Annotated in this window: 23 protein-coding genes; 11 read left to right on the forward strand and 12 right to left on the reverse strand. The window is 64.0% G+C overall.

Annotated elements, in window-relative coordinates; genetic code table 11:
• Positions 1-103 precede the first annotated feature (103 nt).
• Positions 104-808, forward strand: a complete 705-nt coding sequence (locus ACLI1C_RS13875; protein WP_411397667.1) for a phosphotransferase — start codon at positions 104-106, stop codon at positions 806-808.
• Positions 809-949: 141 nt separating this feature from the next.
• On the opposite strand, the gene ACLI1C_RS13880 is transcribed toward ACLI1C_RS13875, so the two are convergent.
• Positions 950-2,575, reverse strand: coding sequence for an MFS transporter (locus tag ACLI1C_RS13880; protein ID WP_411398339.1), 1,626 nt, complete (start codon positions 2,573-2,575; stop codon positions 950-952).
• A gap of 203 nt (positions 2,576-2,778) precedes the next feature.
• Complete coding sequence (locus ACLI1C_RS13885) at positions 2,779-3,615, reverse strand: helix-turn-helix domain-containing protein (protein WP_411397668.1); 837 nt, start codon at positions 3,613-3,615, stop codon at positions 2,779-2,781.
• Positions 3,616-3,724: 109 nt separating this feature from the next.
• Between ACLI1C_RS13885 and pobA the strand changes: the two genes are divergently transcribed.
• Positions 3,725-4,885, forward strand: coding sequence for a 4-hydroxybenzoate 3-monooxygenase (gene pobA, locus ACLI1C_RS13890; RefSeq protein ID WP_411397669.1), 1,161 nt, complete (start codon positions 3,725-3,727; stop codon positions 4,883-4,885).
• Between the two features lie 16 nt (positions 4,886-4,901).
• Here the strand turns inward: pobA and ACLI1C_RS13895 are convergent, their stop codons facing one another.
• Positions 4,902-6,272, reverse strand: coding sequence for a PLP-dependent aminotransferase family protein (locus ACLI1C_RS13895; RefSeq protein ID WP_411397670.1), 1,371 nt, complete (start codon positions 6,270-6,272; stop codon positions 4,902-4,904).
• A gap of 159 nt (positions 6,273-6,431) precedes the next feature.
• Between ACLI1C_RS13895 and ACLI1C_RS13900 the strand changes: the two genes are divergently transcribed.
• Genes ACLI1C_RS13900 through ACLI1C_RS13910 form a run of 3 tightly spaced genes read left to right on the forward strand, consistent with a single transcriptional unit; the run spans position 6,432 to position 8,593 of the window.
• The gene (locus ACLI1C_RS13900) at positions 6,432-7,637 is read left to right on the forward strand and encodes a PLP-dependent aminotransferase family protein (protein WP_411397671.1); all 1,206 of its coding nucleotides are present in this window, start codon (positions 6,432-6,434) and stop codon (positions 7,635-7,637) included.
• 54 nt (positions 7,638-7,691) lie between these two features.
• Positions 7,692-8,177 carry a DMT family transporter gene (locus ACLI1C_RS13905; protein WP_411397672.1) on the forward strand — a complete coding sequence of 162 codons (486 nt, stop codon included), beginning with the start codon at positions 7,692-7,694 and terminating at the stop codon, positions 8,175-8,177.
• Positions 8,174-8,593, forward strand: a complete 420-nt coding sequence (locus tag ACLI1C_RS13910) for a DMT family transporter (RefSeq protein ID WP_411397673.1) — start codon at positions 8,174-8,176, stop codon at positions 8,591-8,593. The genes ACLI1C_RS13905 and ACLI1C_RS13910 overlap by 4 nt, the downstream gene beginning before the upstream one ends.
• A gap of 51 nt (positions 8,594-8,644) precedes the next feature.
• Here the strand turns inward: ACLI1C_RS13910 and ACLI1C_RS13915 are convergent, their stop codons facing one another.
• Entirely contained in the window at positions 8,645-10,084 is a 1,440-nt protein-coding gene (locus ACLI1C_RS13915; protein WP_411397674.1) for an aldehyde dehydrogenase family protein, read from the reverse strand.
• A gap of 25 nt (positions 10,085-10,109) precedes the next feature.
• Positions 10,110-11,261 (reverse strand): fumarylacetoacetate hydrolase family protein, encoded by a 1,152-nt coding sequence (locus ACLI1C_RS13920; protein ID WP_411397675.1) that lies wholly within the window; start codon positions 11,259-11,261, stop codon positions 10,110-10,112.
• Between the two features lie 182 nt (positions 11,262-11,443).
• Between ACLI1C_RS13920 and ACLI1C_RS13925 the strand changes: the two genes are divergently transcribed.
• Positions 11,444-12,163 carry an SIMPL domain-containing protein gene (locus ACLI1C_RS13925; RefSeq protein ID WP_411397676.1) on the forward strand — a complete coding sequence of 240 codons (720 nt, stop codon included), beginning with the start codon at positions 11,444-11,446 and terminating at the stop codon, positions 12,161-12,163.
• A gap of 120 nt (positions 12,164-12,283) precedes the next feature.
• Here ACLI1C_RS13925 and ACLI1C_RS13930 read toward each other — a convergent pair whose 3' ends face one another.
• The gene (locus ACLI1C_RS13930; RefSeq protein WP_411397677.1) at positions 12,284-13,114 is read right to left on the reverse strand and encodes a sulfite exporter TauE/SafE family protein; all 831 of its coding nucleotides are present in this window, start codon (positions 13,112-13,114) and stop codon (positions 12,284-12,286) included.
• Positions 13,114-13,536, reverse strand: a complete 423-nt coding sequence (locus ACLI1C_RS13935) for a secondary thiamine-phosphate synthase enzyme YjbQ (protein WP_411397679.1) — start codon at positions 13,534-13,536, stop codon at positions 13,114-13,116. The genes ACLI1C_RS13930 and ACLI1C_RS13935 overlap by 1 nt, the downstream gene beginning before the upstream one ends.
• A gap of 256 nt (positions 13,537-13,792) precedes the next feature.
• Between ACLI1C_RS13935 and ACLI1C_RS13940 the strand changes: the two genes are divergently transcribed.
• The 5 genes from ACLI1C_RS13940 to ACLI1C_RS13960 all read left to right on the forward strand — a co-directional run bounded on the left by ACLI1C_RS13940 (position 13,793) and on the right by ACLI1C_RS13960 (position 19,173).
• Positions 13,793-15,925, forward strand: coding sequence for an OmpA family protein (locus ACLI1C_RS13940; RefSeq protein ID WP_411397681.1), 2,133 nt, complete (start codon positions 13,793-13,795; stop codon positions 15,923-15,925).
• Positions 15,926-16,058: 133 nt separating this feature from the next.
• Positions 16,059-16,574 (forward strand): TIGR00645 family protein, encoded by a 516-nt coding sequence (locus ACLI1C_RS13945; RefSeq protein ID WP_411397683.1) that lies wholly within the window; start codon positions 16,059-16,061, stop codon positions 16,572-16,574.
• Between the two features lie 180 nt (positions 16,575-16,754).
• Positions 16,755-17,150, forward strand: coding sequence for a hypothetical protein (locus ACLI1C_RS13950; protein ID WP_411397685.1), 396 nt, complete (start codon positions 16,755-16,757; stop codon positions 17,148-17,150).
• Between the two features lie 178 nt (positions 17,151-17,328).
• Entirely contained in the window at positions 17,329-18,015 is a 687-nt protein-coding gene (locus ACLI1C_RS13955) for a tellurite resistance TerB family protein (RefSeq protein ID WP_411397686.1), read from the forward strand.
• Positions 18,016-18,117: 102 nt separating this feature from the next.
• Positions 18,118-19,173 carry an LLM class flavin-dependent oxidoreductase gene (locus ACLI1C_RS13960; RefSeq protein ID WP_411397687.1) on the forward strand — a complete coding sequence of 352 codons (1,056 nt, stop codon included), beginning with the start codon at positions 18,118-18,120 and terminating at the stop codon, positions 19,171-19,173.
• Here the strand turns inward: ACLI1C_RS13960 and ACLI1C_RS13965 are convergent.
• The 5 genes from ACLI1C_RS13965 to dnaG all read right to left on the reverse strand — a co-directional run bounded on the left by ACLI1C_RS13965 (position 19,154) and on the right by dnaG (position 24,269).
• On the reverse strand, positions 19,154-19,375 hold the full coding sequence (locus ACLI1C_RS13965) for a hypothetical protein (RefSeq protein ID WP_411397688.1): 222 nt from the start codon (positions 19,373-19,375) through the stop codon (positions 19,154-19,156). The genes ACLI1C_RS13960 and ACLI1C_RS13965 overlap by 20 nt on opposite strands.
• Positions 19,376-19,459: 84 nt before the next feature.
• A complete protein-coding gene (locus tag ACLI1C_RS13970) occupies positions 19,460-19,753 on the reverse strand; it encodes an HlyU family transcriptional regulator (RefSeq protein ID WP_411397689.1) in 294 nt (97 codons plus the stop codon).
• A gap of 24 nt (positions 19,754-19,777) precedes the next feature.
• Positions 19,778-20,068, reverse strand: a complete 291-nt coding sequence (locus ACLI1C_RS13975; RefSeq protein WP_411397690.1) for a DUF2442 domain-containing protein — start codon at positions 20,066-20,068, stop codon at positions 19,778-19,780.
• A gap of 12 nt (positions 20,069-20,080) precedes the next feature.
• The gene (gene rpoD / locus ACLI1C_RS13980; RefSeq protein WP_411397691.1) at positions 20,081-22,147 is read right to left on the reverse strand and encodes an RNA polymerase sigma factor RpoD; all 2,067 of its coding nucleotides are present in this window, start codon (positions 22,145-22,147) and stop codon (positions 20,081-20,083) included.
• A 187-nt stretch (positions 22,148-22,334) separates the two neighbouring features.
• Positions 22,335-24,269: a DNA primase gene (gene dnaG, locus ACLI1C_RS13985; RefSeq protein WP_411397692.1), complete on the reverse strand. Its 1,935-nt coding sequence runs from the start codon at positions 24,267-24,269 to the stop codon at positions 22,335-22,337.
• Between the last annotated feature and the right edge of the window lie 23 nt (positions 24,270-24,292).

Consider the following 24,292-nt stretch of genomic DNA (forward strand, 5'->3'; position numbering starts at 1 on the left):
CGCCCATCCCGCCCCTCTCTCCCTTCGAAGGAGAGATCATCCCGCAGCGCCGCTCTTGCTCCCGCCCCGTGCCGCATTATTGTGCCCCCACGTGGAGGCGCGCTTGTCAGAACAGGAAATTCCCCTCGCCGGCGGGCAGGTCAACGGCGTTGTGCGTGTCGGAGACACCATCCGCCGCGCCACCCGGCACGATACGCGCATGCAGCAGGCCCTGCTGGCCCACCTGGAACGCAAGGGCTTCGGCCACGCCCCACGCTTCCTCGGCCATGACGATCAGGGCCGCGAAATCCTCACCTACCTGCCTGGCGAAGTCCTGTTCGACAAGGACGATTTCAGCGACGCCCAGCTGACCGACGCGGCCGATCTCCTGCGACGCTTCCACGACTGCACGACCGACTTCCCCCCGGTCCCTGCCGCCGGAGCCGAGGTCATGTGTCACAACGACTGGACACCGGCCAACACTGTCCTTGTCGACGACAGACCAGCCGGCATGATCGATTTCGATACCATCATGCCCGGCACCCGCCTGTGGGACCTCACCTACAGTGTCTGGACTTGGCTCGGCCTCGGCGAGGACCGCTGGAGCCCGCAGGATCAACTGCGCCGCCTTGATCTGTTCGTCGCGGCCTATGACCATCCCTCATGCACGCCGGATCTGGTGGCCGCGTGTCTTCCCGGGCGTCAGGCTGGGCGGGCGCATTGGGCGAAACAGCGCGGGCTTGTGGCCGGAGCCGAATGGGCACAAGCCTGTCTCGCCTGGACACTGGTCAACATTACCAATCACCATCACCCCGACGGCCTGCCCTGAACGGCTAAGCCCCTTGGACCCGGCTTATCCCGGACCTTCACCTCTCCCTCCGGGGGAGAGGTCGGCGCGCAGCGCCGGGTGAGGGGCCTTCCCTACGCACCACCCAAAAGTCCCCCTCACCCGGCGGTTAGGAGGCGGGTCTCAAACCTCAGGCGTATCCCGGATCGGGGTATCATCCCGCAGCGGCACGGTCTGCCGCTCGATCATTCTTCGCACCACCGGCGGCTCGCCCCCGCGATGCAGCGCCCGGATCTGGTCGATATTCTCGGCATCCGCCTTGGTGCGGCGCAGATTGTGCCGCAGGTAGTCGATCCAGGTCGGCACGTGATAGGCCTCGGTCCACACCTCGGGATGCTCCAGGTCGCGCAGCAGCGACCATTGCCGCGCCCCGTCGCGGATGCGGATGCGGCGCCGGTCGGCCATCAGCGCCAGGAAGCGCGTAATGTCCCCCTGGTCGATGCGATAGTCGACCATCACCATGATCGGCCCGCTGCGCGGCCGCAGGTCCAGTTTCAGCACCGGCTCGTTGAACGTATTGAGCGGGTTGAGATCGCGCGCATTGAATTGCGGCAGCGGCAGCCGGAAGCCCACCAGTGCGCAGACCAGCATCACCACGCCGGCCAGCGCCAGCGCCGAATCCGGCCCCAGCGCATCGGCGCTCATTCCCCAGACCCAGCTGCCCGCGGCCATCCCGCCAAAGGTCGCCGTCTGGTAGAGCGACAGCGCCCGTCCCACCACCCAGCGCGGCGATGATAGCTGGATCGAGACATTGAACAGCGACAGCGACAGCACCCAGCAGGCGCCCGCCGGCAGCAGCGCCAGATGGCTCAGCAGCGGGTCGCGGCTATAGCCCAGCGCCGCGCTGCTCAGGGCAAAGGCGACGCAGGCCACCCGCACGATGGTCTCGTTGCTGTAGCGCTCGCGCACGCGGCCATTGAGGAAGGCGCCGCCGATCGCCCCCAGCCCGAAACAGCCCAGCAGCGTGCCATAGACCATGGCGCCGCCGCCGACATAGTCGCTGGTCACCGATGGCAGCAGCGCCAGGATGGCCACCGCCGCAAAGCCGAACAGAAAGCCGCGGAACAATACTGTGGTGAGGTTCGGCGACAGCGACACATAGCGGATGCCCGCCCACATGGCGCTGCCGAAATTCTCGCGCGGCAGCTTGCTGGCCGGCCGCTCCGGCTTCCAGCGCAGCAGCGCATAGAGCAGCGGCACATAGGAAAAGGCATTGACCGCAAAGGCCGCCGCCGCACCGGCCAGCGCCACGATCAGCCCGCCCACCGCCGGGCCGACGCTGCGCATCATATTGTAGCCCATCGCATTGAGCGTCACCGCCCCGGGCAGGTCGGCGCGCGGCACGATATCGCCCATCGAGGCCTGCCACGACGGATTGAACAGCGCCGTGCCGCAGCCGATCAGGAAGGTAAAGCTCAGCAGCAGCCAGGGATTGAGCAGGCCCATGAAGGCCAGCGCCGCCAGCATCAGCGACACCACCATCATGCCGCCCTGCGCGATCAGCATGACGACGCGCCGGTCGAAATTGTCGGCCAGCGCTCCGGCCGCGATCGAGAAGACCATGATCGGCAGCGTGGTCGAGGCCTGAACCAGCGCGATCATGTTGTGCGAGTCGGTCAGCGTGGTCATCATCCAGCCGGCGCCAACCGACTGCACCAACCCACCCAGATTGGACACCAGCGTCGCCAGCCACAGCAGCCGGAAAGTCTCATGCCGGAATGGCGCCAGCATGGGCGGTCGATCAGACATCATGCTTCCTTTTCAGTCCTGACCTGTCTAGGTCCGCCACACGTGGTTTGGCAATGCAGCCTTTGGTGTGGGCGGGAAAGTTGGCGCCGCCGACGCGATGAGATTCCTCCCCTTCTGCAAGGGGAGGTTAGGAGGGGATGGACGCACCGCGCCCGCAACGCTCACCTGCCGGGCTACGCTCGGACTCGGAGACGTCCCCAGAGCTACCCCAGCACCCGCTTCCGATACGCCCCCGGCGCTGTCCCCAGCACCCGCTTCATGAACCGGGCAAAATAGGCCGGGTCCTCATAGCCCAGCTCCGCCCCGATCTGCTTGATGCTCAGCGTCGAAAACAGCAGCATCCGGCGCGCCTCCAGCGCCACCCGCCGCTCGATCACCGCCAGCGCCGAGGCGCCCAGCACCTCCCGGCTCACCCGGTTGAGATGGGTCGGGCTGATGCCGATCTCGGCCGCATAATCGGCAATCCGCCGCGTCTGCCGGAACCGGCTGTCCACCAGCCAGCGAAACGACTGCGCATGCACCACGCTGCGCTCGCTGCTCCCCGCCCCCGCCTGCGCCCCATCCAGCCCGGCGCGCTGAATGGCCACCACCAGCAGCGCGATCAGCGCCCGCATCGCCACGCCATGTCCCGGCCCCGGCCGGTCCGCCTCCGCGATCAGCCGGTCCAGCGCCCCGCTCAGCGCGGCAGTCTCGCGCAGCACCACCGCACCCAGGTCGCCCAGCCCCGCATCGCGCACGTCCCGCTCCATCAGCGTGACCACGATCCCCTCGACATCCTGGCTGAACTCATAGCCATGCACCGTCAGCGCCGGCACCACCACCACGCTCGATGGCCGCAGCGCAAACGCCGCGCCGTCCACCGTCAGCCGCGCGCTGCCCCCGGTGAGGTGCAGGATCTGCAGGAACTGCTCATGCCGGTGCGGGGCAATCCGGTAGTCATGCAGCCGGCTGCGCGACTGGATGGTTTCCCAATGCAGCCAGTCCTGCTCCCGGTCGGAATCGGCCTCGCCGTAAAGCGCATAGCTGGGGATGGAGTTCATGTTCGGATAATCCAATAGTTTGCGCCGCCCGTCCATTGGAAAACCGCCAGAAAACCACCAGCATGCTGGCAGCAAAAGGCCGGCATACTGGCTGCAAAGGGAGGAATTCATGCGCGTTCAGGTTGCCATCATCGGCGCCGGTCCGTCCGGGCTCATGCTTGGTCGCCTGCTCGAACTCGCCGGCATCGACGCCGTCATCGTCGAGCGCAAGAGCGCCGATTACGTGCTCGGCCGCATCCGCGCCGGCGTTCTCGAACAGGGCAGCGTCGACCTGATGGACCGCGCCCTTGCCGGCGCCCGGATGCATGCCGAGGGCCTGGTGCATCACGGCATCGAAATGGGTTTTGACGGGGATCGCCACCGCATCGATTTCTCCGCCCTGGTCGGCAGCCAGGTCATGGTCTACGGCCAGACCGAGGTCACGCGCGACCTGATGGCCATCCGGCAGTCCCGCACCATCTACGAGGCCGAAGACGTCGAACTGCACGATTTCGACGGCCAGCAGCCCTGGGTCAGCTACCGCAAGGACGGCGCCACACACCGCATCGATTGCGCCGTCATTGCCGGCTGTGACGGCTTCCACGGCGTCTCCCGCCGCAGCGTCCCCGAACGGTCCCTGACCACTTTCGAGCGCGTCTATCCCTTTGGCTGGCTTGGCGTTTTGACCGATCGTCCACCCGTGGCCGATGAGCTCATCTATGCCCATCACGAGCGCGGCTTCGCGCTCTGTTCGCAGCGCTCGCGCACCCGCAGCCGCTATTATATCCAGGTCCCCGCCGACGAGCAGGTGGGCGCCTGGTCCGACGACCGCTTCTGGGATGAATTGCGCGCGCGCCTCGCGCCCGAAACGGCCGAGGCGATGCAGACCGGCCCCTCCATCGAGAAATCCGTGGCCCAGCTGCGCAGCTTCGTCGCCGAGCCCCTGCGCTTCGGTCAGCTCTTTCTCGCCGGCGACGCCGCCCACATCGTACCGCCCACCGGCGCCAAGGGCCTCAACCTCGCCATGAGCGACGTCGCCGCCCTGGCCGATGCCCTGATCGAGCATTTCAGCGAAGGCTCGCCCGCCGCACTCGACGCCTATTCGAACCACGTCCTGTCGCGCATCTGGAAGGCTGAGCGCTTCAGCTGGTGGATGACGAGCCTGCTGCACACCTTCCCGGAGACCGGCCCCTTCGGCCGCAGGATCCAACGGGCGGAGTTCGACTATCTCACCGGCTCACGCGCCGCCCAGCAGAGCCTTGCGGAGAACTATGTGGGCCTGCCGGCCTAGTTTTCCGGGTGGTGGCTCACACCACCACATCTTCCTCGCTGTCCAGCAGCCCCGCCAGCACGTTCAACCCGCGCTCCAGCACACGCCGCGTGCGGGGCGCCATGATGCAGAGCCGCACGCCGGCCACCGGTGACGATCCCACCTGCGTCGCCGAGGGCGGCGTGATGCGCACGCCCGCCTCGCCGGCGCGCCGGGCCAGCTGTTCTGCCTTGAACGGGCTCATCGGCAGCCACAGATGTGGCGCACCGCCCGGCATCGGGACCGTGTCGATCGCCAAGATTGCCCGCGTCAGCCCCAGCCGGCGCCAGCCCTCGGTCCGCAGCGCCGCCGCAGCCTCGTCAGCCATGCCGATCTCGATCATCGCCGCCGCCAGCTCCGCCACATAGGGCGGCAGGCCCCAGCTCTCCGCCCGCAGCCGCTTGCGCACCGCCGCCATCAGCGCGGGCGGCGGCGCGATCACCCCGAGGCGGATCAGCGGCGTCAGGCTCTTGGAGAGGCTGGTGACATAGATCACCCGTTCCGGCACCAGATCGCGATAGGTCAGCTTGCCCTTGGCCGCGTAGAGCCCGTAGATATCGTCCTCGACGATCACCGCATCATGCTGCGTGGCGGTCCTGGCGATGGCCCGCCGTCGCTCGGGGCCGGTCTCGAAGCCCAGCGGGTTCTGGCAGACCGGCGTCGTGTAGATGATCTTCGAGCCGGTCGCCTCCAGCGCCGCGCCCAACGCCTCGGGCAGCATGCCCTCGCCATCATGCGCCACCGGCGCCATCACCATGCCCAGATTGGCCACCGCCGCCAGGGCGCCGGGAAACGTCGCGCTCTCGGTCAGCACCGTGGTCGAACTCTCGCGCAGCGTGGCAAAGGCCAGGTGCAGCCCCTGCTGCGCCCCATTGCACAGCAGCAGGTCATCGGCAGCCAGCGGCGTCCGCATCTCGCTCAGCCAGCGCGCCACGACCCCGCGCTGCCGTTCGGTGCCGCTCAGGTCGCCATAGCCGCCATGCGGCAGCGCCAGGGCGTAGCGGTTCGCCACCTCGCTCGCCTCGGCCATGCGATGCGGCGCGATCACCGGCGGCGGCGCATTGATCGTCAGGTCGACAATGCCGCCGTCATCAGCACCGATGTCGGGCCGGTCCAGCACGAAAGTCCCGCGCCCGATTTCCCCGCGCACCACCCCGCGCGCACTCAGCGCATCGATGGCGCGCGTCACGCTGCCGATCGAGACCGAAAACTGCTGCGCCAGCTGCCGATGCGTCGGCAGGCGCTGGCCCGGTCCATAGCGCCCCTCGGCAATCGCCATCTCCACAGCCGTGGCCACGCGCTCGTGGATGGGTTGCGCATTGTCGGGCAGCGCCATGCTCTCTTTGTCGTCAGAAATTGTATCGGTCATTGATTCGATAGTATCGCCATCCTGATCCCTTTGTCGACGCGTTCAGACTTGTGACGGTCTTGCGGCAAAAGCCGACGTTTCACGTTAAAAAGGTCAACATAATTGACATAACAATTTTCTGGTGTTTGTATCACTAATATCATTTTCATGGTGATACAAATGACGGCACCGGAATTCCGCCTCTCATCCCGCGCCCAGGCCATCAAGGCCTCCGAGATTCGCGAGCTTCTCAAGCTCGTCGGCAAACCCTCGATGATCTCCTTTGCCGGCGGCATTCCCGATCCGGCTTTGTTCAATGTCGGCCTGTTCCAGGATGCCTGGCGCCACGTCTTCGGCGGCCCCTCCATCGCACGCGAGGCCCTGCAATATTCCACCACCGAAGGTTATCTGCCGCTCAGGGAGTGGATCGCCGACCATATGGTCCGCCTCGGCGTGCCGGCCGGCCCGGACAATATCCTCGTCACCAGCGGCTCCCAGCAGGCGCTCGACCTCATCGGTAAACTGTTGCTGGACAAGGGAAATGGAGTCATCACCGCCCGCCCCACCTATCTGGGCGCGCTCCAGTCGTTCTCCGCTTACGAACCTTTATTCTCCGCGCTCGACGCACCCCAGCCCACCGGCGCCAATGCGCCAAGGCTGATCTATCTCGTGCCCGATTTCGCCAATCCAGACGGCGCCACCATGAGCAAGGCCGCGCGGCACCAGGCGCTTCACCAGGCCGCCAACCTCGACGCAATCATCGTGGAAGATGCCGCCTATTCGGCACTGCGCTATGATGGCGAGGACCTGCCGTCCATCGCCGCGGTCGACTCCGCCGCATCCGGCTCGATTGAACGCACCCGCACCCTCTATTGCGGCACCTTCTCCAAGACCCTGTCGCCCGGCCTGCGCATCGGCTGGATCTGCGGACCAACCGCCCTCATCCGCCGCCTGACGCTGCTCAAGCAAGGCGCGGACCTGCACACCGCGACCACCAACCAGATGGTCATGCACCAGGTTGCCCAGGCCTGCTACGACACCCAGATCGCCCGGATTCGCGCGGTTTACCGCGTGCGCCGCGATGCCATGCTGGCGGCGCTTGAGCGCCACGCACCGCCCGGCATGCGCTGGCAGAAGCCCGATGGCGGCATGTTCCTCTGGCTTGAATTGCCCGACCATATTGATGCGGCAGCACTGCTGCCACAGGCCATCCGGCAGGATATCGCCTTCGTCCCGGGTGGCGCCTTCCACCCGGACGGGTCGGGCCGCAACACCATGCGCCTGAGCTTCTCCCTATGCGACGAAGCCCAGATCGAAGTGGGCATATTCAAGCTTTGCAGCCTGATCGGCGAGCAGGCCATGGGCCGGGTGGTGAACGTCCACTGACGCCGCAGAGCCGTGCTAGGCTTGGCTTCCCACCTGCGAATCGGAACTCACGTCATGACGTCCAGTGCGGAGCGGTTGAACCCGCTGCATCTCCTGGCGGCCTTCGGCACCGGCGGCCTGCTGACCCTCATGGTCTATTTCAACGGTGAACTGGGCCGCTACGGCAACGCCCTGTTTTCCTCCTGGGCCGCCCACGGCACGGGGACTATTGCTGCGGCCATCCTGCTCGCCCTCCTGTGGCGCCGGCGGCCCGCCATTGCTGCAGGGAAGCCCCGTGCGCCACTCTGGGCCTATCTTGGCGGGTTGTCCGGAGGCGCCACCGTCATGCTCACCTCGACCGCGGTCAACACGCCGCTGGCCCTTGCCGGCACGCTGGCGCTCGGTCTCGCCGGGCAGGTGGTTTTCAGCCTGGCAGCCGATCGCTGGGGCCTGTTCGGCCTGCCGCGGCGCAAGCTGTCGCTACGCGACGCTGGCGCCCTGGCCCTGATCATCGCCGGCAGCGCCCTGATCATTCTCTTCGGCATGGGCGGTGCGGCATGACCCTTGCCATCACCTATGCCCTGCTGGCCGGCCTGCTGGTTGGCCTCAGCCGCCAGCTCAACGGCAGGCTGGCACTCTCGACCACACCACTCGTCGCCTCCTTCTGGAACCATATCATCGGCTTCGCCATCCTGACGCTGCTCGGCCCGCTAGTGGGCGGACTGGTGCCTGCCGGAGCTGCCGATGCCCCATGGCACGCCTATGTGGGCGGCCCCATCGGCGTCGTCTTCGTTGCCGCCGGCAGCTGGCTCATTGCGCGCATCGGCGCGGTCAACACTGCCCTGCTCGTCATCGGCGGCCAGATGGTTTCCGGTGTCGCCCTCGACCTCATACGGGCCGTACCGACCACGCTTTGGGCTAGCGCCCTGGGCGTCGTCCTAATCCTTGCCGGCATGGCGCTGACGCAGCGCCGATAAAAAAACCCGCGGACAGAGTCCGCGGGTTTGCAGAACGAACGGCTGCTCGGACTAGCCGGCGGCGGTATAGGCCGTCTTCACCACGGTGAAGAATTCGGCCGCATACTTGCCCTGCTCGCGCGAGCCATAGCTCGAACCCTTGCGGCCCCCGAACGGCACGTGGAAGTCCACGCCGGCCGTCGGCACATTGACCATCACCATGCCGGCCTCGGCATTGCGCTTGAAATGCGTCGCATACTTCAGCGAGGTCGTGACGATGCCGGCCGACAGGCCGAACTCGGTGTCATTGGCCGTGGCGAGTGCTTCCTCGTAATCCTTGACCTTGATCACCGCCGCGACAGGCCCGAAGATTTCCTCGCGGGCAATGCGCATCTGGTTGGTGACGCCGGTAAACAGCGCCGGCTGCAGGAAATAGCCCTCGGTTGGCGCATTGACCCGCTGGCCGCCCGCGCGCAGCTCGGCGCCTTCGTCCTGGCCGATACCGATATAGTCCATGTCCTGCTTGAGCTGGCTCGGATCGACCACTGGGCCGATCTCGGTGTCCTTTGCCAAGGCATCGCCGACGCGCAGGTTCTTGGTGCGCTCGCACAGCGCATCGACGAAGGCATCGTGGATACCTTCGGTGACGATGACGCGGGAGCTGGCCGTGCAGCGCTGGCCCGTCGAGAAGAAGGCCGACTGCGCCACGGTTTCCACCGCCACCTTGAGATCGGCATCATCCAGCACCACGGTCGGGTTCTTGCCGCCCATTTCCAGCTGGAACTTGCGGTTATGCTCGATCGAGGCTGCCGCGACGCGCTTGCCGGTGCCCACCGAGCCGGTGAAGCTGATCGCCGTCACATCCTTGCTGTCGAGCATGGTCTGCCCGACCACGGAGCCCTTGCCCATAACGAGGTTGAGCACGCCCTTGGGCAGGCCGGCGCGCACCAGGATGTCGACGATGGCCCAGGTCGAGCCGGGGACGAGGTCGGCCGGCTTCACCACGACAGTGTTGCCATAGGCCAAAGCCGGCGCGATCTTCCAGGCCGGGATGGCGATCGGGAAGTTCCACGGCGTGATGATGCCGATCACCCCGATCGGTTCGCGGGTGATTTCCACGCCCACGCCGGGGCGCACCGATGGCAGCACTTCGCCAGCAAGGCGCAGGACTTCACCGGCAAAGAAGTCGAAAATCTGCGCCGCGCGCGTCACTTCACCAATGCCTTCAGGCAGGGTCTTGCCCTCTTCACGGCTCAACAGCTCGCCCAGTTCGGCCTTGCGCGCCAGGATTTCCTGGCTGGTCTTGCTGAGAATGGCATGGCGCTCGAGGATGCCCGAGCGCGACCAGGCCGGGAATGCCGCCTTGGCGGCAGCAATAGCCTGCTTGGTTTCTTCAGCCGTGGCGCGGGCATAGAGCCCGACAACTTCCGAGATATTGGACGGATTGATGTTCTCGATACCGTCCGAGCCCACCCATTCCCCGTTGATGAGGTTCTTGTGCAGTTCAGCCATGTTGGAATGCCTTTCGGATGGGTCTTTAAAGGAGATCGGCCCTGGCCAGGTCGCGCAGCAGATGGCTGGCACCGTAAGTCCAGGGCGGACATTTGGTAGAGAGGTTCACCCTGTTTGTCAGGGTGCCCAGTTCGGATGTCGATATCGAGACGATATCGCCGAGCTTGTGGGTGAAGCCCTTGCCGGCCCCACCGCGATCCTGCACGGGCGCAAACATGGTGCCGAGATAGAGCACGAGGCCATCCGGATATTGGTGGTGTCCGCCAATGGTGGCAGCCACCAGCGATTCCGGCGTCCGCGAGATCTGATTCATCGAGGAATGGCCCTCGAGCACAAAGCCATCCTCGCCCTCGACGCGCAGGGCGATCTCGCTCTGCTTGACCGTCTCGAGCGTGAACGCGCCATGGAACAGCCGGATGAACGGGCCCAGCGAGGCGGAAGCATTGTTGTCCTTGGCCTTGCCCAGCAGCAGCGCCGAACGCCCTTCGACATCGCGCAGGTTGACGTCATTGCCCAGCGTCGCCCCGATAATGGCGCCCGCGCTGGTCACAAGCAGCGCCACTTCCGGCTCCGGATTGTTCCAGCTCGACGACGGATGCAACCCAACCTCGGCACCATAGCCTACCGAACTCATCGGCTGGGCCTTGGTAAAGATTTCGGCGTCGGGGCCGATGCCGACTTCAAGATACTGGCTCCACACGCCTTTCTCGATCAGCGCCGCCTTGACCTTCATGGCGGTCTCGGAACCTGGCACCAGCTCGCTGAGATCGGTACCGATCAGGTCGAGAATTTCCCCGCGCAACGCATCCGCGCGGGATTTGTCGCCTCTGGCCTGTTCCTCGATGACCCGTTCCAGCAGGGAAACGACGAACGTGACGCCTGATGCCTTGATGGCCTGCAGGTCGATCGGCGAAAGCAGGCTCGGCAACGAAAGATCGATCTGACCCGCCACGCTGTTCGCCAGGATCGTGTCAGCTCGCCCCAGCACTGCTCCAGGCGCGTTTCGCACGTGTTCGGCGGCGCTTCCGCTCTCGGCAATGTCGCGGACCGTGGCCATGCCCTTGGCGGTGATATCCACGACATCGCCATCCCGCACGGTCACGATGCGCGGCTGATCGAGACCAGGTACGCGGGCACGCCCCAGCAGAATGCCATCTGGATAGTGCTTGTCGCCCATGTCCGGCCCCCTAAATGCTGGTGCAGTGAGTACCGCACCGGCACACCGCCGCGCAAGCCTCAAAAGTCATACTTTTGGCGGAACCTCCTCTCCACAGGCTCGTTCAACTCCAGTTCATCTGTGCCGCAATACTGACGCAATGGATGAGGAGTAGTCCCATCCATTAGCTTATGGAGTTTCCCATGCGTCGCCTTTTTGCCCTTGTTCCACTTGCCGTTTTTGCTGGCCTTGCCGTGCCCGCCTATGCTGGCACCATCAGCATCGAAGGTCGGGGCGAAGTGATGGCCGCCCCGGACATGGCGCAGATCAATTCCGGCGTCACCACGCAGGGCGCCACCGCCCGCGAGGCGCTCGACGCCAACACCGCCGCCATGGCAGAACTGATTGCCGAGCTGAAGGCCGCCGGCATCGAGCCCCGCGACATCCAGACATCAGGCTTTTCGGTCAACCCGAACTATGTCTATTCCGACGAGCGCGATGCCAACGGCTATACCCTGCCGCCACGGATCAATGGTTATCAGGTCAGCAACACCGTCACCGTTACTGTGCGCCAGCTCGACGCGCTCGGGTCCATCCTCGACAAGTCGGTGACCGTCGGCGCCAATACCGTCAATGGCGTCAGCTTTGCCGTGGCCGATCCGTCCGAACTTTATGATGAGGCCCGCAAGGCGGCCTTCGCCGACGCGCGTGCCAAGGCCGAGCTCTATGCCACCGCTGCGGGCGGCACGCTCGACGATATCGTGTCGATTTCCGAAGCGCAGGGTTTCAACGGCCCGCAGCCCTACCCGATGTATGCGCGGGCCGACATGGCCGCGAGCGCGCCCGTTCCGGTCGAGGCAGGCGAACTGGCCTTTGCCATCAATGTCAACGTCCAGTGGGAACTGGACACCGACTCCGAATAATAACCCATACCCCTCTTCTGAGGGGGCTTGGGCGGTGGGGGCGGTCCATCGTAGTCACCCGTCCCCACCAACCGATTGCCGCAAAGCCCCGCACCCACGCGGGGCTTTGCTTTTTGCGGCCTATCCCGCCAGGACCTTCCACAGCATGTTCAGGCCCACCACGATCAGGAAAGCCGCAAAGACATACTTGAGCGTCTTCTGATCGAGCCGATGCGCCAGCGCAGCGCCCAGAGGAGCGAACAGCGCCGCCAGCACCGCCACCAGCACCAGCGCCACCAGGTTGATATAGCCCAGGCTGAGCGGCGGCAGGCCACCGGCGCCCCAACCCGAGATGATGAAACCCAACGTGCCGGAAATCGCGATGGCCACCCCCACCGCCGCCGACGTGCCCACGGCGGCATGCATTGTGGCACCAAAGGCAACCAGGGTGGGCACAGTGAGCGAGCCGCCCCCGATCCCCATCAGGGACGAAATATAACCAACCACAAACGCCGAGATCCGGTGCGTCAGCGACGATCCGTGCAAGTGGCCCATCAGCTTTGTCTGAAAGGCAAAGATAATGTTGGCCGCGATAACGAAGGCCATGATCGCAAACACGATCCGCAGCACATCGCCCGAAAAGAGCCCGGCCATGAGCCCGCCGATGAAGGTGCCTGTCACGATAAATGGCACCCAGAGCCGCAAGACGTTGAGGTCCAGCGCGCCCCGCTTGTGGTGCGCGAGGGCGCTCATGATGCCGGTGGGAATGATGATGGCCAGCGACGTACCCACTGCCACATGCTGCACAACATCGGCGTCATAGCCCAGCAGCAGCAGGGCATTGCTGAGTGCCGGAACGATGATTGCTCCGCCACCTATGCCCAGCAGACCCGCAGCGATGCCCGAGACGACCCCCGTGACCATCAGCCCGACCACGAAGGGCCAATAGGCAATCAGCGTCGTCCAGTCCATCAACGGTCTCCAATGATGTGAAGTATCACCTCGCGCCGATGCGGGCGGCGACGATGCTCGTACAGGTAGATGCCCTGCCATGTACCGAATGCCGGCTCACCATCGAGGACCGGAATGCCGATTGATGTCTGCGTCAGCGCCGCCCTGATATGGGCGGGCATGTCGTCCGGCCCCTCAGTCGTATGGGCCAGCCAGTCCATGCCCTCAGGCACCAGCCGCCGAAAGAAGCCGTCAAGGTCGGTTTTGACGTCGGCATCGGCGTTTTCCTGGATCAGCAGGGAGCAGGATGTGTGGCGCACATAGGCCGTCACCAGGCCGGTGGCGACGTCGGCGGCGGTCACGAATTGGCGCAGGGCGCCGGTGAACTCGTAGAGGCCTTGCCCCTCGGAGGAAATAATGAGCGTTTCGACGGCCTGTTGCATAGAGTGGCCCTAGCATGATCGCCCGCATCGGACCAGCGCATCGCTGGCGCGATCCGTCTCGGCCGCCGCATTGGCGCCACTATCGCGCCGAAACGGTCGACGCTGACGCGGGAGGGAACCATCGCACATACCAGGCGTTGCGGGCCCTGCGGGGAGAAAGCATCACTCAGCTGGCTGCAAAATCCATTCAGTTTGCGTTCAGACTGACACCACGATGCTTGGCTCAAGTGTCAACCGACATAAAAGGAAAAGAACAATGCGCCTTAGAAACTGGCTACTGACCGGCACCAGCATCGGTCTCATGGCCCTGCTGCCGCTGACCGTTCGCGCGCAGGACGGCGATCTCGTCGCCGCCTACCAGGCCTATACCGCCGCCCAGGCATCCGGTGACGCCGCCGCTCTTGAAGCGGCCCAAGGCACCCTGACCGAGCTCTGCATCGTCGCTGGCTATGCCAGCATTGACGAGTGCATTGCCGCGATCTCCGCCGCGCCGGCAGCCGAGCCTGCCGCTCCCGTCGAAGCAGCACCCGTAGAGGAAGCTGCTCCGGTTGAAGAGCCCGCCCCAGAAGTCGTGGAAGAACCCGCTCCTGTCGAGGAGCCTGTTGCCGAGCCGGCCCCGGAACCCACCCCCGAGGTGATGGAAGAGCCTGCGCCGGTTGAAGAGCCAGCCCCTGAACCTGTGGTCGAAGAGGCCGCTCCGGTTGAGGAAGCAGCGCCTGTTGAAGAGGCAGCTCCCGTTGAAGCTGCGCCTGTCGAACAGCCCGCTGCAGAAGCCGCTCCGGCTGAAGAGCCGGTTGTCGAACAGCCAGCTGCGGAAGTACCCGTTGAGGCCCAGATCGACATTTCGGCTGACCTTCAGGCTCAGATCGATCTCTACAATGCAGCCATTGCCGACATGATGGCCGGTGGCGACGCAGCTGCCGCTCAGGCTCAGATGGCCGCGGCCCAGGCCGAGATCGACGCACTCTGCGCCGAAGCTGGCTTCCCAGATACCAACACCTGCCTGGCCGATTATGGCCTGTCTCTGCCTGCCGTGCCGGCAATGCCAGAAGCGCCGGTTGCTCCCGAGCAGCCTGCCGTTGACCCGGCCGCACCCGTTGCGGAAGAGCCGGTCGAGATCATCGAGGAGCTTCCCGAGGGCGTGACTCAGGAGCAGGTTGCTCCCGTGCTCGACAGCGCCAAGGATGAAGAGACGGCCCCGGCCGTTGAAGGTGAAGCTGAAGCCGAAGTTCAGGCCGAGCCTGTTGCCGAGGCACCTGTCGAAGCTCCGCCCGAGAGCGATGCCGCCGCCCAGGCAAACATTGCTCCGGAAGAAACGGCCCGTATCTCGGTCACCGAGGAGCAGGGTGAAGCCATGGCCGTCCAGGCCCTTGCTGAACCCGAAGTACCTCAGAACGTGACGATCATCGAACAGACTAATGTCGTGAACAACATCACGAACAACGTCACCAACAACACGCAGAACAACACGGTGGACAATTCGACCACCAATATCGGCCAGCAGAACAATGTTCAGCAGAACAACGTGACGCCGCTCGATCCAGGCCAGGCCATTACGCAGGTCATCCTGCAGATTGGCAGCCAGCTGGTGGTGAACTCGGTCGGTCAGGATACCGATCGCTTCTACAACGCTCAGGAAGACGAGATCTTCTATGAAAACCTGAGCAACGGCCGGACCCGTGAGACCATCACGCGGCCCGATGGCACCCAGATTGTCACCGTGCGCAACCGCAACGGCGATATCCTGCGCCGTTCGCGCATCACGCCCGATGGCCGTGAATACGTCCTGGCCTATTTCGATGATCGCTATAGCGACGACCTGATCGTCTGGCGTGACCCGGGCGAGGATCTGCCGCCGCTGCGCCTGAACATCCCGGTGCAGGACTACGTGCTCGACGCCGAATTCGCCGACGAGAACGAGGTCGAAGTGTTCTTCCAGCAGCCGCCGGTTGAACAGGTTGCCCGCCTTTACTCGATCGACGAAGTCAAGCGTTCGGCCCGTGTTCGCGACAGTGTGCGTAAACTCGAAGTCGGCGGCCTGACCTTCGACACCGGCGCTGCCACGATCGGCCGCGACCAGGTCGGTGCCCTCTCGAGCGTGGCGAACGCCATGCTGGCCCTGCTCGAACGCAACCCCAGCGAGACCTTCCTGATCGAAGGGCACACGGACGCCGTCGGCTCGGATATCTCGAACCTGCGCCTGTCGGATCTGCGCGCGGCCACCGTGGCCCGCATCCTGACCGACTTCTACGACGTGCCGCCGGAAAACCTGGCCACCCAGGGCTATGGCGAGCGCTATCTCAAGATCCGCACCGAGACTGCGGAGCGCGAGAACCGTCGCGTCACCATCCGCCGCATCACGCCGCTGATCACGACCGCAGCAAACTGATCGTCGGCTACAAATAGCGGAAAGGCCGGGCCCAGCGCCCGGCCTTTCTTTTTGTCATGTGCCCTGCCCGCCAGACGTCTTGCCAGTTTCGCAGAAATTGCTATCCCTGCCGCTATCGATCCTGGAGCATCCCATGAAGCGGCTGGAAATCTTCGTCGAGAGCATCATCCTGGCGTCCCGCTGGCTGCTGGTAGTCTTCTACATCGGACTGGGCATTGCGCTGGCGCTCTATGCCGTCACCTTCGGCGTCAAGCTGTGGGATTTTGCCAGCCACATGATGGGAATGGACGAAACCGAGACCATTCTGAAGGTGCTTGGCCTGATCGATGCGGCGCTGATCGCAAGCCTTGTCGTCATGGTCATCATCTCGGGCTACGAGAACTTCGTGTCGCGCTTCGACAATGAGGGCGAGGTCCACTGGCTGGGCCAGATCGATGCGGGCTCGCTCAAGATCAAGGTAGCCTCGACAATCGTGGCGATCTCCTCGATCCACCTTCTGCAGATCTTCCTCAACGTGCCGCAATACACCGACAACCAGATCATGTGGTACACGATCCTCCATGTCACCTTCATCGCCTCGGCCCTGTTCCTGGCCCTGATCGACAAAATCTCCAAGAAGCCGGGCAGCGCCAAGGGTCCCGATATTTGATTTTTTCGCATTCGGGTCCACGCCGAGCGACACTTGCCGTCGACCCGTGTTGCGCCAATGCATTGAATCCATAACTGAAATTTAGCTGCGACAATCTGCACGCAGCGTGATCACGCGTTCGGGAACGAAAATAAAAGGCCCGCGTTTCTTTGCCATACGGTGAAACAAAGGAGCGAAATCATGGCTATCCCTGAACGCGATACCGTTTATACGAACGATGGCAACCGGACCGTGTACACCCGCGAAAGCAGTGGCACAGGTTGGTTTGTCGGCATTATCGTCGCCCTGGCCCTGCTGGCCATCGGCTACCTGGTCTTCTCGGCCAATTCCGGCCCGTCGACCACGGTTGACGTCAATAGCACCACCCCCGCTATTGAGGCTCCGGCCGATCCGGCCATTGCCCCGGCTCCGATGACGGAAGCTCCGGCGGCTCCGGCCACTGACGCGGCCCCGATGACTGAGGCCCCTGCTGCCCCTGCGACTGACGCCGCTCCGGCGACGGAAGCTCCCGCGGTTGAGGCTCCGGCTACCGAAGCTGCCCCGGTTGCTGAACCGGCTGCCCCCGCCGCTCAGTAACGTCAGAACTGACGGCCGATGCCATCAGTTCTCCCTCTGGTGCCATCATCGAGACCCCGGCTTCGGCCGGGGTCTTTCTATGTTCGCTGCACGTGCAAAGGGTCGCACCCGCACAGCGCTGCCTTGCACTGTACCCCATCGCTACCCATCTCCGACAACGACTAGAAAGGGAGCTCCCATGTTCAATATCGATCAGATCGTCAAAGCCCTACAGACCGACAAGAATACGCAGCGCACGGCCATGACCGGCGCCGCGGGACTTGCGGCCGGCATGCTGCTGAGTGGCGGTGGACTGGGCAAGCTCGCCGGCAATGCCGTCAAGCTCGGAGCCGTGGCCGCAGTAGGCGGGCTTGCCTACAATGCCTGGCAGAACTACCAGAACAATCAGCAGGCCGGCGCCCCTACTGCACCAGCACAGGATGCTTTCATCCCCCCTGCAAGCGACACGCAGGGCCAGGAGGAACTGGGCAAGACATTGGTCCGCGCCATGATCGCCGCAGCCAAGGCCGATGGCCGCATCGATGCCGAGGAGAAGGAGGCGATCTTCGGCAAGCTGGAGACGATGAACCTGTCGTCGGAGGAGAAAGCCTGGGTCTTCGACGAACTATCGAGCCCGCTCGATATCAACGCCGTCGTTGCTCGTGCCGACACGCCCGCACACGCCTCCGAAATCTACGCGGCCTCCCTGGTCGCCATTACTGCCGAGACGGCAGCAGAACGCGCCTATCTCGATGCGCTGGCCACCAAGCTCAAGCTCGATCCCGCGCTGGTCAGCGAAATCCACAAGGCAGCTGGGGAGAAGGCGCCCCAGCCGTCACCAGCACCTGCCCCATTCGCCTATACGCCGTCTGGCAGCAACGTCTGATCCATCCCGCCGCGCACCGACGAGGTGCGCGGTTACACTCGTGTGCGTTCTTGATCGCACCCGCCGGGCGAGCCATCTGTGAACCAAACATGAGGTATCCAGATGGAACTCGGCCTTTATTCCTTCGCCGAAAATACGCCCGATCCGTTGAATGGGGACCAGCTGCAAAGCCCGTCTGACCGGCTGAAGGACCTGCTCGAAGAGATCGAGCTAGCCGATCAGCTTGGCCTGGCGTTCTACGGGCTGGGCGAGCATCATCGGCCTGATTTCGTCGCCTCGGCGCCGGTGACGATCCTTGCGGCTGCGGCTGCCCGTACCAAGACTATCCGTCTGTCGACTGCAGTCACGGTGTTGAGCTCCGAAGACCCGATCCGCGTCTGGCAGCAATTTGCCACGCTCGACCTGATCAGCAACGGCCGCGCCGAGATCATGGCGGGCCGTGGCTCCTTCATCGAGAGCTTTCCGCTCTTCGGGCTTGATCTCAACGATTATGACAGCCTGTTCGAGGAGAAACTCGAACTGCTGCTCAAGATCCGGGAAGGCGGCAAGGTCAACTGGCCAGGCAGTGCCCACACAAAGCCCATTCCCGGGATCGAGCTCTATCCCAAGCCCGTGCAGGACCCGCTGCCCGTCTGGATCGCGGTCGGCGGGACGCCAAACTCCGTCGCCCGCGCCGCCTATTATGGCCTGCCCCTGATGATTGCCATCATCGGCGGTCAGCCTAGGCAGTTCGCCCCGCTGGTCCAGTTTTACCGGGAGACCGCCGAGAAGGTCGGCCGCGATCCGACGTCACTGCCGGTTGGCATCAGCTCGCACGGCTTCATCGCCGCGGACAGCCAGGATGCGCGTGATATCGCCTTCCCCGCCCATAGCGCCGCCATGAGCCGGATCGGCAAGGAGCGCGGCTGGCCGCCGACCACCCGTGCGCAGTTCGATGCCGGGGCCACCCCGCAGGGCGCATATTTCATGGGCTCGCCGCAGGAGATCATCGACAAGATCCTGATGCAGCATGAATGGTTCAAGCACGACCGGTTCGGCCTGCAACTGAGCGTCGGCACGCTACCGCACGACAAGGTCATGCAGGCCATCGAACTCTACGGAACAGTGGTGAAACCGGCTGTCGACAAGGCGCTGGGGACTACTTCCCGCTCCGCTTGATCGTCTTGATCTGCAGCGGAGGCATGCCGGACTTTTCCGAAATGGCGCGGTCCTGATCCATGATGGCGGTGCGGGCCGGCTCATCGCCGTCCAGACCGCCAAGCAGGCTCGAATCCACCTTGCGGTTGGACCGCTGGCTGCCATCTTCATAGATGACGTCGAACATTACGAATTCGCTGCGTGCGGTTGGCTTTCTTGCCATGGTCATTCTCCTGTGCGGCAAGCAGGTCTCGCAGGACCTGAGGTCCGCGATCACCGGCAGTGCCATAAATTGCGATAGTCCGGGCTAGCGGAAGATATGTTCGCCCTGCTCGTCGATGATCTGCCTGCCCTTGGCCAGTGCCAGGGGGATCAGGTCGTCGCGAGAACTCATGCGGTCGGCGCGGACGAAGCGATACGTCTTCAGCTCGCCACCGATGTCTTTCTCGATGGTCCCGGCCAGCTGCAGCTCGCTGCCGGCCTTCATCTCGATCGCCTTGATCAGGAAGCCCTTGTAGCCTTCCTCGCCGAGCACCTTGTCGCCAGCCGGCTCGTTGCTCGACGAACCACCGCCACCGAACAGATTCTTCCAAAACGACATGGCTCGTCTCCTCTTTTCGTCCAGTCAGCGCTTGCGGCGGACCGGCAGCGGCAATTGCAGTTCGCCGCGTTTTTCCATTTCCTCGCGCAACCAGCCTGGCGAGAGATCGAAGTGGTTCGGCCAGATCGGCTTGCCGTTGGCCAGTTCGACCGTGCCAAAGAAGCGCCGGTCACGCAACGGCTCGGTTCCTTCACCGCGCTCTGCAATCATCGGTGCCGCGTTGAACGTACCCGATGATCCATCCGAAAAGGTCACGACCAGCTTGAACGGCACGATGGCCCTGATGCTTGTAACCTTGAGGCGCGGATCGGCCATCACCAGCCGCTCCTAATTGTCGAGGAAGCTCCGCAGCTTGCGGCTCCTGCTCGGATGCTTGAGCTTGCGCAGCGCCTTGGCTTCGATCTGCCGGATACGCTCGCGCGTCACCGAGAACTGCTGGCCGACCTCTTCGAGCGTGTGATCGGTGTTCATGCCGATGCCGAAGCGCATGCGCAGCACGCGTTCCTCGCGCGGCGTGAGCGATGCCAGCACCCGGGTCGTGGTCTCCCGCAGGTTGCTCTGGATCGCCGCGTCGATCGGCTGGATCGCGTTCACGTCCTGGATGAAATCGCCCAGGTTGGAATCTTCCTCGTCGCCAATCGGCGTCTCAAGAGAGATCGGCTCCTTGGCGATCTTGAGCACCTTGCGGACCTTGTCCAAAGGCATCTGCAGCTTTTCGCTGAGCTCCTCGGGAGTCGGTTCGCGGCCGATTTCGTGCAGCATCTGGCGGCTGGTGCGGACGATCTTGTTGATCGTCTCGATCATGTGCACCGGGATACGGATGGTGCGTGCCTGATCGGCGATCGAGCGGGTGATCGCCTGGCGGATCCACCAGGTCGCATAGGTCGAGAACTTGTAGCCGCGGCGATACTCGAACTTGTCGACGGCCTTCATCAGGCCGATATTGCCCTCCTGGATCAGATCCAGGAACTGCAGGCCGCGATTGGTGTATTTCTTGGCGATGGAAATCACGAGGCGCAGGTTGGCCTCGACCATTTCCTTCTTGGCGATAGCAGCTTCGCGCTCGCCCTTCTGCACCTTGTGCACGATGCGGCGGTATTCGGCGATGTTGAGGCCGGCCTCGGTGGCCAGCGTCGCCACGTCACCGCGGATTTCATGGATGGTATCGGCTTCGCGCTTGGCGAATTCGCTCCAGCCCTTGCCTTCGAAGCTCTCGAGCGAGGCTTCCCAGGTGGGATCGACTTCGCGGCCATAATAGCTCTCGAGGAACTTCTCGCGCTTGACGCCATAGCTCTCGGCCAGGCGCAGCAGGCGGCCCTCCAGCTTCACCAGACGCTTGTTGATGTCGTAGAGCTGCTCGACGAGGTTCTCGATGCGGCCGGCATTGAGCGACAGCGACTTGACGTCGGCGATAACCTCGACGCGGAACGCATCGATCTTCTTGCGGTCGGCATCCGACACCGAAGCCGTGCGGTCCTCGGCATGCTTGTCCTGCATTTCGCGCATCTTGCCATAGGCTTCGGCGATGCGGTCGAAGGTTTCCACCACCTGCGGCTTCAGCTCGGCTTCCATGGCCGACAGCGACAGCGCGTTTTCATATTCGTCGTCGTCGTCATCGGGCGCCGGATCCTGCGGAGCCTGCGGCTCTTCGGGAACATAATCGTCTTCGTCATTGCCCGAGGCGCGCTTGGGCGCCGGCGCCTTGGGCTTTTCAACCACGGCTTCCATCTTGGGGGCGGCGTTGAGGTTGACCAGGTCCGGCGACGGAGCGGCCTGCTTGGCATCGGGGCCAGCATAGGTGGCTTCCAGGTCGATGATGTCGCGCAGCAGGATTTCGCCCTGGGCGAGCTGGTCGCGCCAGATGATGATGGCCTGGAAGGTCAGCGGGCTTTCGCAGAGGCCCTCGATCATGGTCTCGCGACCCGCCTCGATGCGCTTGGCGATGGCGATTTCGCCCTCGCGGCTCAGCAACTCGACCGAGCCCATTTCGCGCAGATACATGCGCACCGGATCATCGGTGCGGTCTGCGCCCGTCTTGGTGTTGGATGTGGTGGAAACGGCCGAGCCTGTGGCGGGCGCCACTTCCTGGCCCTGGTCTTCTTCGTCCTTCTCGACTTCGGTCTCTTCGACCTCGTCTTCGTCCACGACATTGATGCCCATGTCGGAGAACATGGACATGAAATCTTCGATCTGCTCGGACGAGACCTCGTCAGAGGGCATCACCGCATTGAGCTCTTCATAGGTGACATAGCCGCGCTTCTTGGCGACCTTGATGAGCTTCTTTACGGCGGCATCGGAAAGATCGAGCAGCGGGCTGTCATTCGTCGCCTCTGGGGCGCCGGCTTCCGGCTTCTCGGTTTCCTTGGTGGACTTGGGTGCTGCCTTGGTGGCCATGTGGTACTCCGTCGGAACCCATAGCGCCTGGGTCCGGGTAAAGGCTTAAGTGGTGACACCTCAAGGCAAGGTAAAGGTTCGGTAACTCAGGCGTTAACGCCTCAAGAGCTGCCGGGTTCGCCTCGGATAAATTTCACACAAGCCATATGCAAAATCGCGCGTACTCGCCGGCTTTCAGAGACAATCCCTAAAAGCTGCGTGTCGCGCGTCCCGATAACGAACCAAATCCTTCGATCAATGCCTCTGTGCCATCGACAGTGGTAATCTGGTTCTTGATGTCCCGCAGCCTTTCAAAGGTTTCTTCGCTCGGGTCTTCGCCCAGCGCCGCTTCGGCTGCCTTGAGTTCCCTATTTAGCTGAACTTTCTTGTTATGCAAGGCCAGGGCGTGACTCAATCCGGTCTCGGCATCGACCAGCGCGATCTCGGATGCGGCCTGCCATACGCCCTGTCGCGCCAGAACATCGCTCATCCGGTCCAGCGCAGCCCCATGCCCACGGGCGCCCAGCGCGGCTTTCAGGTCATCGGCCGAGATATCGTGGTGCCGCACCACGAGGTTCAGAATCTCGCTCATCACTTTTTGTGCGCTGGGCGTGTCGAAGTCGAGTGCCGCCAGCATCTCGAACTTGTCCTCGACCAGTGCCGGGTGATTGACGAGGCTCAGGATGATCGCCGCCTCTCGCGGTGTGGCCTCCGCCATCGACCCGGGCTTCAACAGGCGCGAATTGCGGAGCGTGTCGGATACGACAAGCCTCGGCGTCCCCCGGCTCGGATACCCATAGGCGCCGCTCTGGCCATAGCGCTGCTGCCCGCCACGCGGCTCGAACCGGTTCTGCCGCACCGGCGCGAGGAAGGCGCGCAGCTTCTCGTCGAATGCCTGGGCATAGTGGAACCGTACCGACCCGTCCTGGATCGAATTGGAGCGCTCGCGCAATCTGGCCTGGAGGGCCGCCCGGGCCTCCGGGGTCTCGGGCACCAGGCCGCCGGTTTCCATGCTCCAGATCACATCGGAGAGGCTTCGCGCCCTCTCGATCACATCGGCGAAGGCGGCCCTGCCCTGCGCCTTGATCAGATCGTCCGGATCCTGCCCTTCCGGGAGCGTGGCGATCCGGACCGTAAAGCCCGGCTTGAGATGGGGCATGACCAGGTCGGCCGTCCGCTCGGCCGCCTTGAGCCCGGCTTTGTCACCGTCAAAGCACAGCACAGGGTCCGGACTCATCCGCCACAGCAGCTGCAGATGCTCCTCGGTCAGGGCTGTGCCCAGCGGGGCCACCGTGCCCTCAAAGCCCGCACTCACGGCAGCAATCACGTCGAGATAACCCTCGACGACAATGACCGTGCTGCCATCGCGCGCGGCTTGCCGGGCGGTCTGGCCGTTATAGAGCGTCTGGCGCTTGTGGAAGAGCTCGGTCTCGGGCGAGTTGAGATATTTGGCCGGTACATCCGCCGACATGGCCCGCCCGCCAAAGGCGATCACGCGGCCGCGGAAATCCATGATCGGGAACATCACCCGGTTGCGGAAGCGATCATAAGTCAGCGGGTCGCCATCGCGGTTGGTAACCAGTCCCGTATCGATCATGTCCTGCGCCGAGACGCCATTCTGCGCCAGATGCTCCTTGAGCCCGTTGCGGCTATCCGGGGCAAAGCCGATACGGAAGCGCGTCTGGCTTTGCGCCGACACACCGCGTTCCAGGAGGTATCCGCGCGCACGCGCCCCAATATTGTGCTGCAGGGCTGCCTCGAAATACTTCGTCGCCAGCTCCATGACGTCGATCAGGCTCTTGCGTTCGGCTTCGCGCTTTTCCTGCCGCTCATCGCGTGCCGGCATCGGCACGCCGGCCATACCGGCCAGCTTCTCGACCGCCTCCGGGAAGCTCATCCCGGCCTTTTCAGTCAGAAAGCGAAAATGATCACCGGATACGCCGCACCCGAAGCAATGGTAGATACCGCGCCGGTCATCGGCGTGAAAGCTCGGGCTCTTCTCGCCGTGGAATGGGCAGCAGGCCCACATGTCGCCCTTGCCGGGCTGGCTTTTGCGTTTGTCCCAGATGACATGCTCGCCCACCACCTGCGTTATCGGCAGGCGCTGGCGGATTTCGTCGAGGAACTGATCGGAAAAGCGCATGCCTGTTACCTAAGCAATCCCAT

The sequence above is a fragment of the Devosia sp. XGJD_8 genome (assembly GCF_046614475.1).
Classification (GTDB): Bacteria; Pseudomonadota; Alphaproteobacteria; order Rhizobiales; family Devosiaceae; genus Devosia.

Excerpts from the sequence above, each read along its gene's own strand:
- ACLI1C_RS13880 (WP_411398339.1), bottom strand. The coding sequence starts at position 2,575 with ATGTCTGATCGACCGCCCATGCTGGCGCCATTCCGGCATGAGACTTTC.
- ACLI1C_RS13885 (WP_411397668.1), bottom strand. The coding sequence starts at position 3,615 with ATGAACTCCATCCCCAGCTATGCGCTTTACGGCGAGGCCGATTCCGAC.
- pobA (WP_411397669.1), top strand. The coding sequence starts at position 3,725 with ATGCGCGTTCAGGTTGCCATCATCGGCGCCGGTCCGTCCGGGCTCATG.
- ACLI1C_RS13895 (WP_411397670.1), bottom strand. The coding sequence starts at position 6,272 with ATGACCGATACAATTTCTGACGACAAAGAGAGCATGGCGCTGCCCGAC.
- ACLI1C_RS13900 (WP_411397671.1), top strand. The coding sequence starts at position 6,432 with ATGACGGCACCGGAATTCCGCCTCTCATCCCGCGCCCAGGCCATCAAG.
- ACLI1C_RS13905 (WP_411397672.1), top strand. The coding sequence starts at position 7,692 with ATGACGTCCAGTGCGGAGCGGTTGAACCCGCTGCATCTCCTGGCGGCC.
- ACLI1C_RS13910 (WP_411397673.1), top strand. The coding sequence starts at position 8,174 with ATGACCCTTGCCATCACCTATGCCCTGCTGGCCGGCCTGCTGGTTGGC.
- ACLI1C_RS13915 (WP_411397674.1), bottom strand. The coding sequence starts at position 10,084 with ATGGCTGAACTGCACAAGAACCTCATCAACGGGGAATGGGTGGGCTCG.
- ACLI1C_RS13920 (WP_411397675.1), bottom strand. The coding sequence starts at position 11,261 with ATGGGCGACAAGCACTATCCAGATGGCATTCTGCTGGGGCGTGCCCGC.
- ACLI1C_RS13925 (WP_411397676.1), top strand. The coding sequence starts at position 11,444 with ATGCGTCGCCTTTTTGCCCTTGTTCCACTTGCCGTTTTTGCTGGCCTT.
- ACLI1C_RS13930 (WP_411397677.1), bottom strand. The coding sequence starts at position 13,114 with ATGGACTGGACGACGCTGATTGCCTATTGGCCCTTCGTGGTCGGGCTG.
- ACLI1C_RS13935 (WP_411397679.1), bottom strand. The coding sequence starts at position 13,536 with ATGCAACAGGCCGTCGAAACGCTCATTATTTCCTCCGAGGGGCAAGGC.
- ACLI1C_RS13940 (WP_411397681.1), top strand. The coding sequence starts at position 13,793 with ATGCGCCTTAGAAACTGGCTACTGACCGGCACCAGCATCGGTCTCATG.
- ACLI1C_RS13945 (WP_411397683.1), top strand. The coding sequence starts at position 16,059 with ATGAAGCGGCTGGAAATCTTCGTCGAGAGCATCATCCTGGCGTCCCGC.
- ACLI1C_RS13950 (WP_411397685.1), top strand. The coding sequence starts at position 16,755 with ATGGCTATCCCTGAACGCGATACCGTTTATACGAACGATGGCAACCGG.
- ACLI1C_RS13955 (WP_411397686.1), top strand. The coding sequence starts at position 17,329 with ATGTTCAATATCGATCAGATCGTCAAAGCCCTACAGACCGACAAGAAT.
- ACLI1C_RS13960 (WP_411397687.1), top strand. The coding sequence starts at position 18,118 with ATGGAACTCGGCCTTTATTCCTTCGCCGAAAATACGCCCGATCCGTTG.
- ACLI1C_RS13965 (WP_411397688.1), bottom strand. The coding sequence starts at position 19,375 with ATGGCAAGAAAGCCAACCGCACGCAGCGAATTCGTAATGTTCGACGTC.
- ACLI1C_RS13970 (WP_411397689.1), bottom strand. The coding sequence starts at position 19,753 with ATGTCGTTTTGGAAGAATCTGTTCGGTGGCGGTGGTTCGTCGAGCAAC.
- ACLI1C_RS13975 (WP_411397690.1), bottom strand. The coding sequence starts at position 20,068 with ATGGCCGATCCGCGCCTCAAGGTTACAAGCATCAGGGCCATCGTGCCG.
- rpoD (WP_411397691.1), bottom strand. The coding sequence starts at position 22,147 with ATGGCCACCAAGGCAGCACCCAAGTCCACCAAGGAAACCGAGAAGCCG.
- dnaG (WP_411397692.1), bottom strand. The coding sequence starts at position 24,269 with ATGCGCTTTTCCGATCAGTTCCTCGACGAAATCCGCCAGCGCCTGCCG.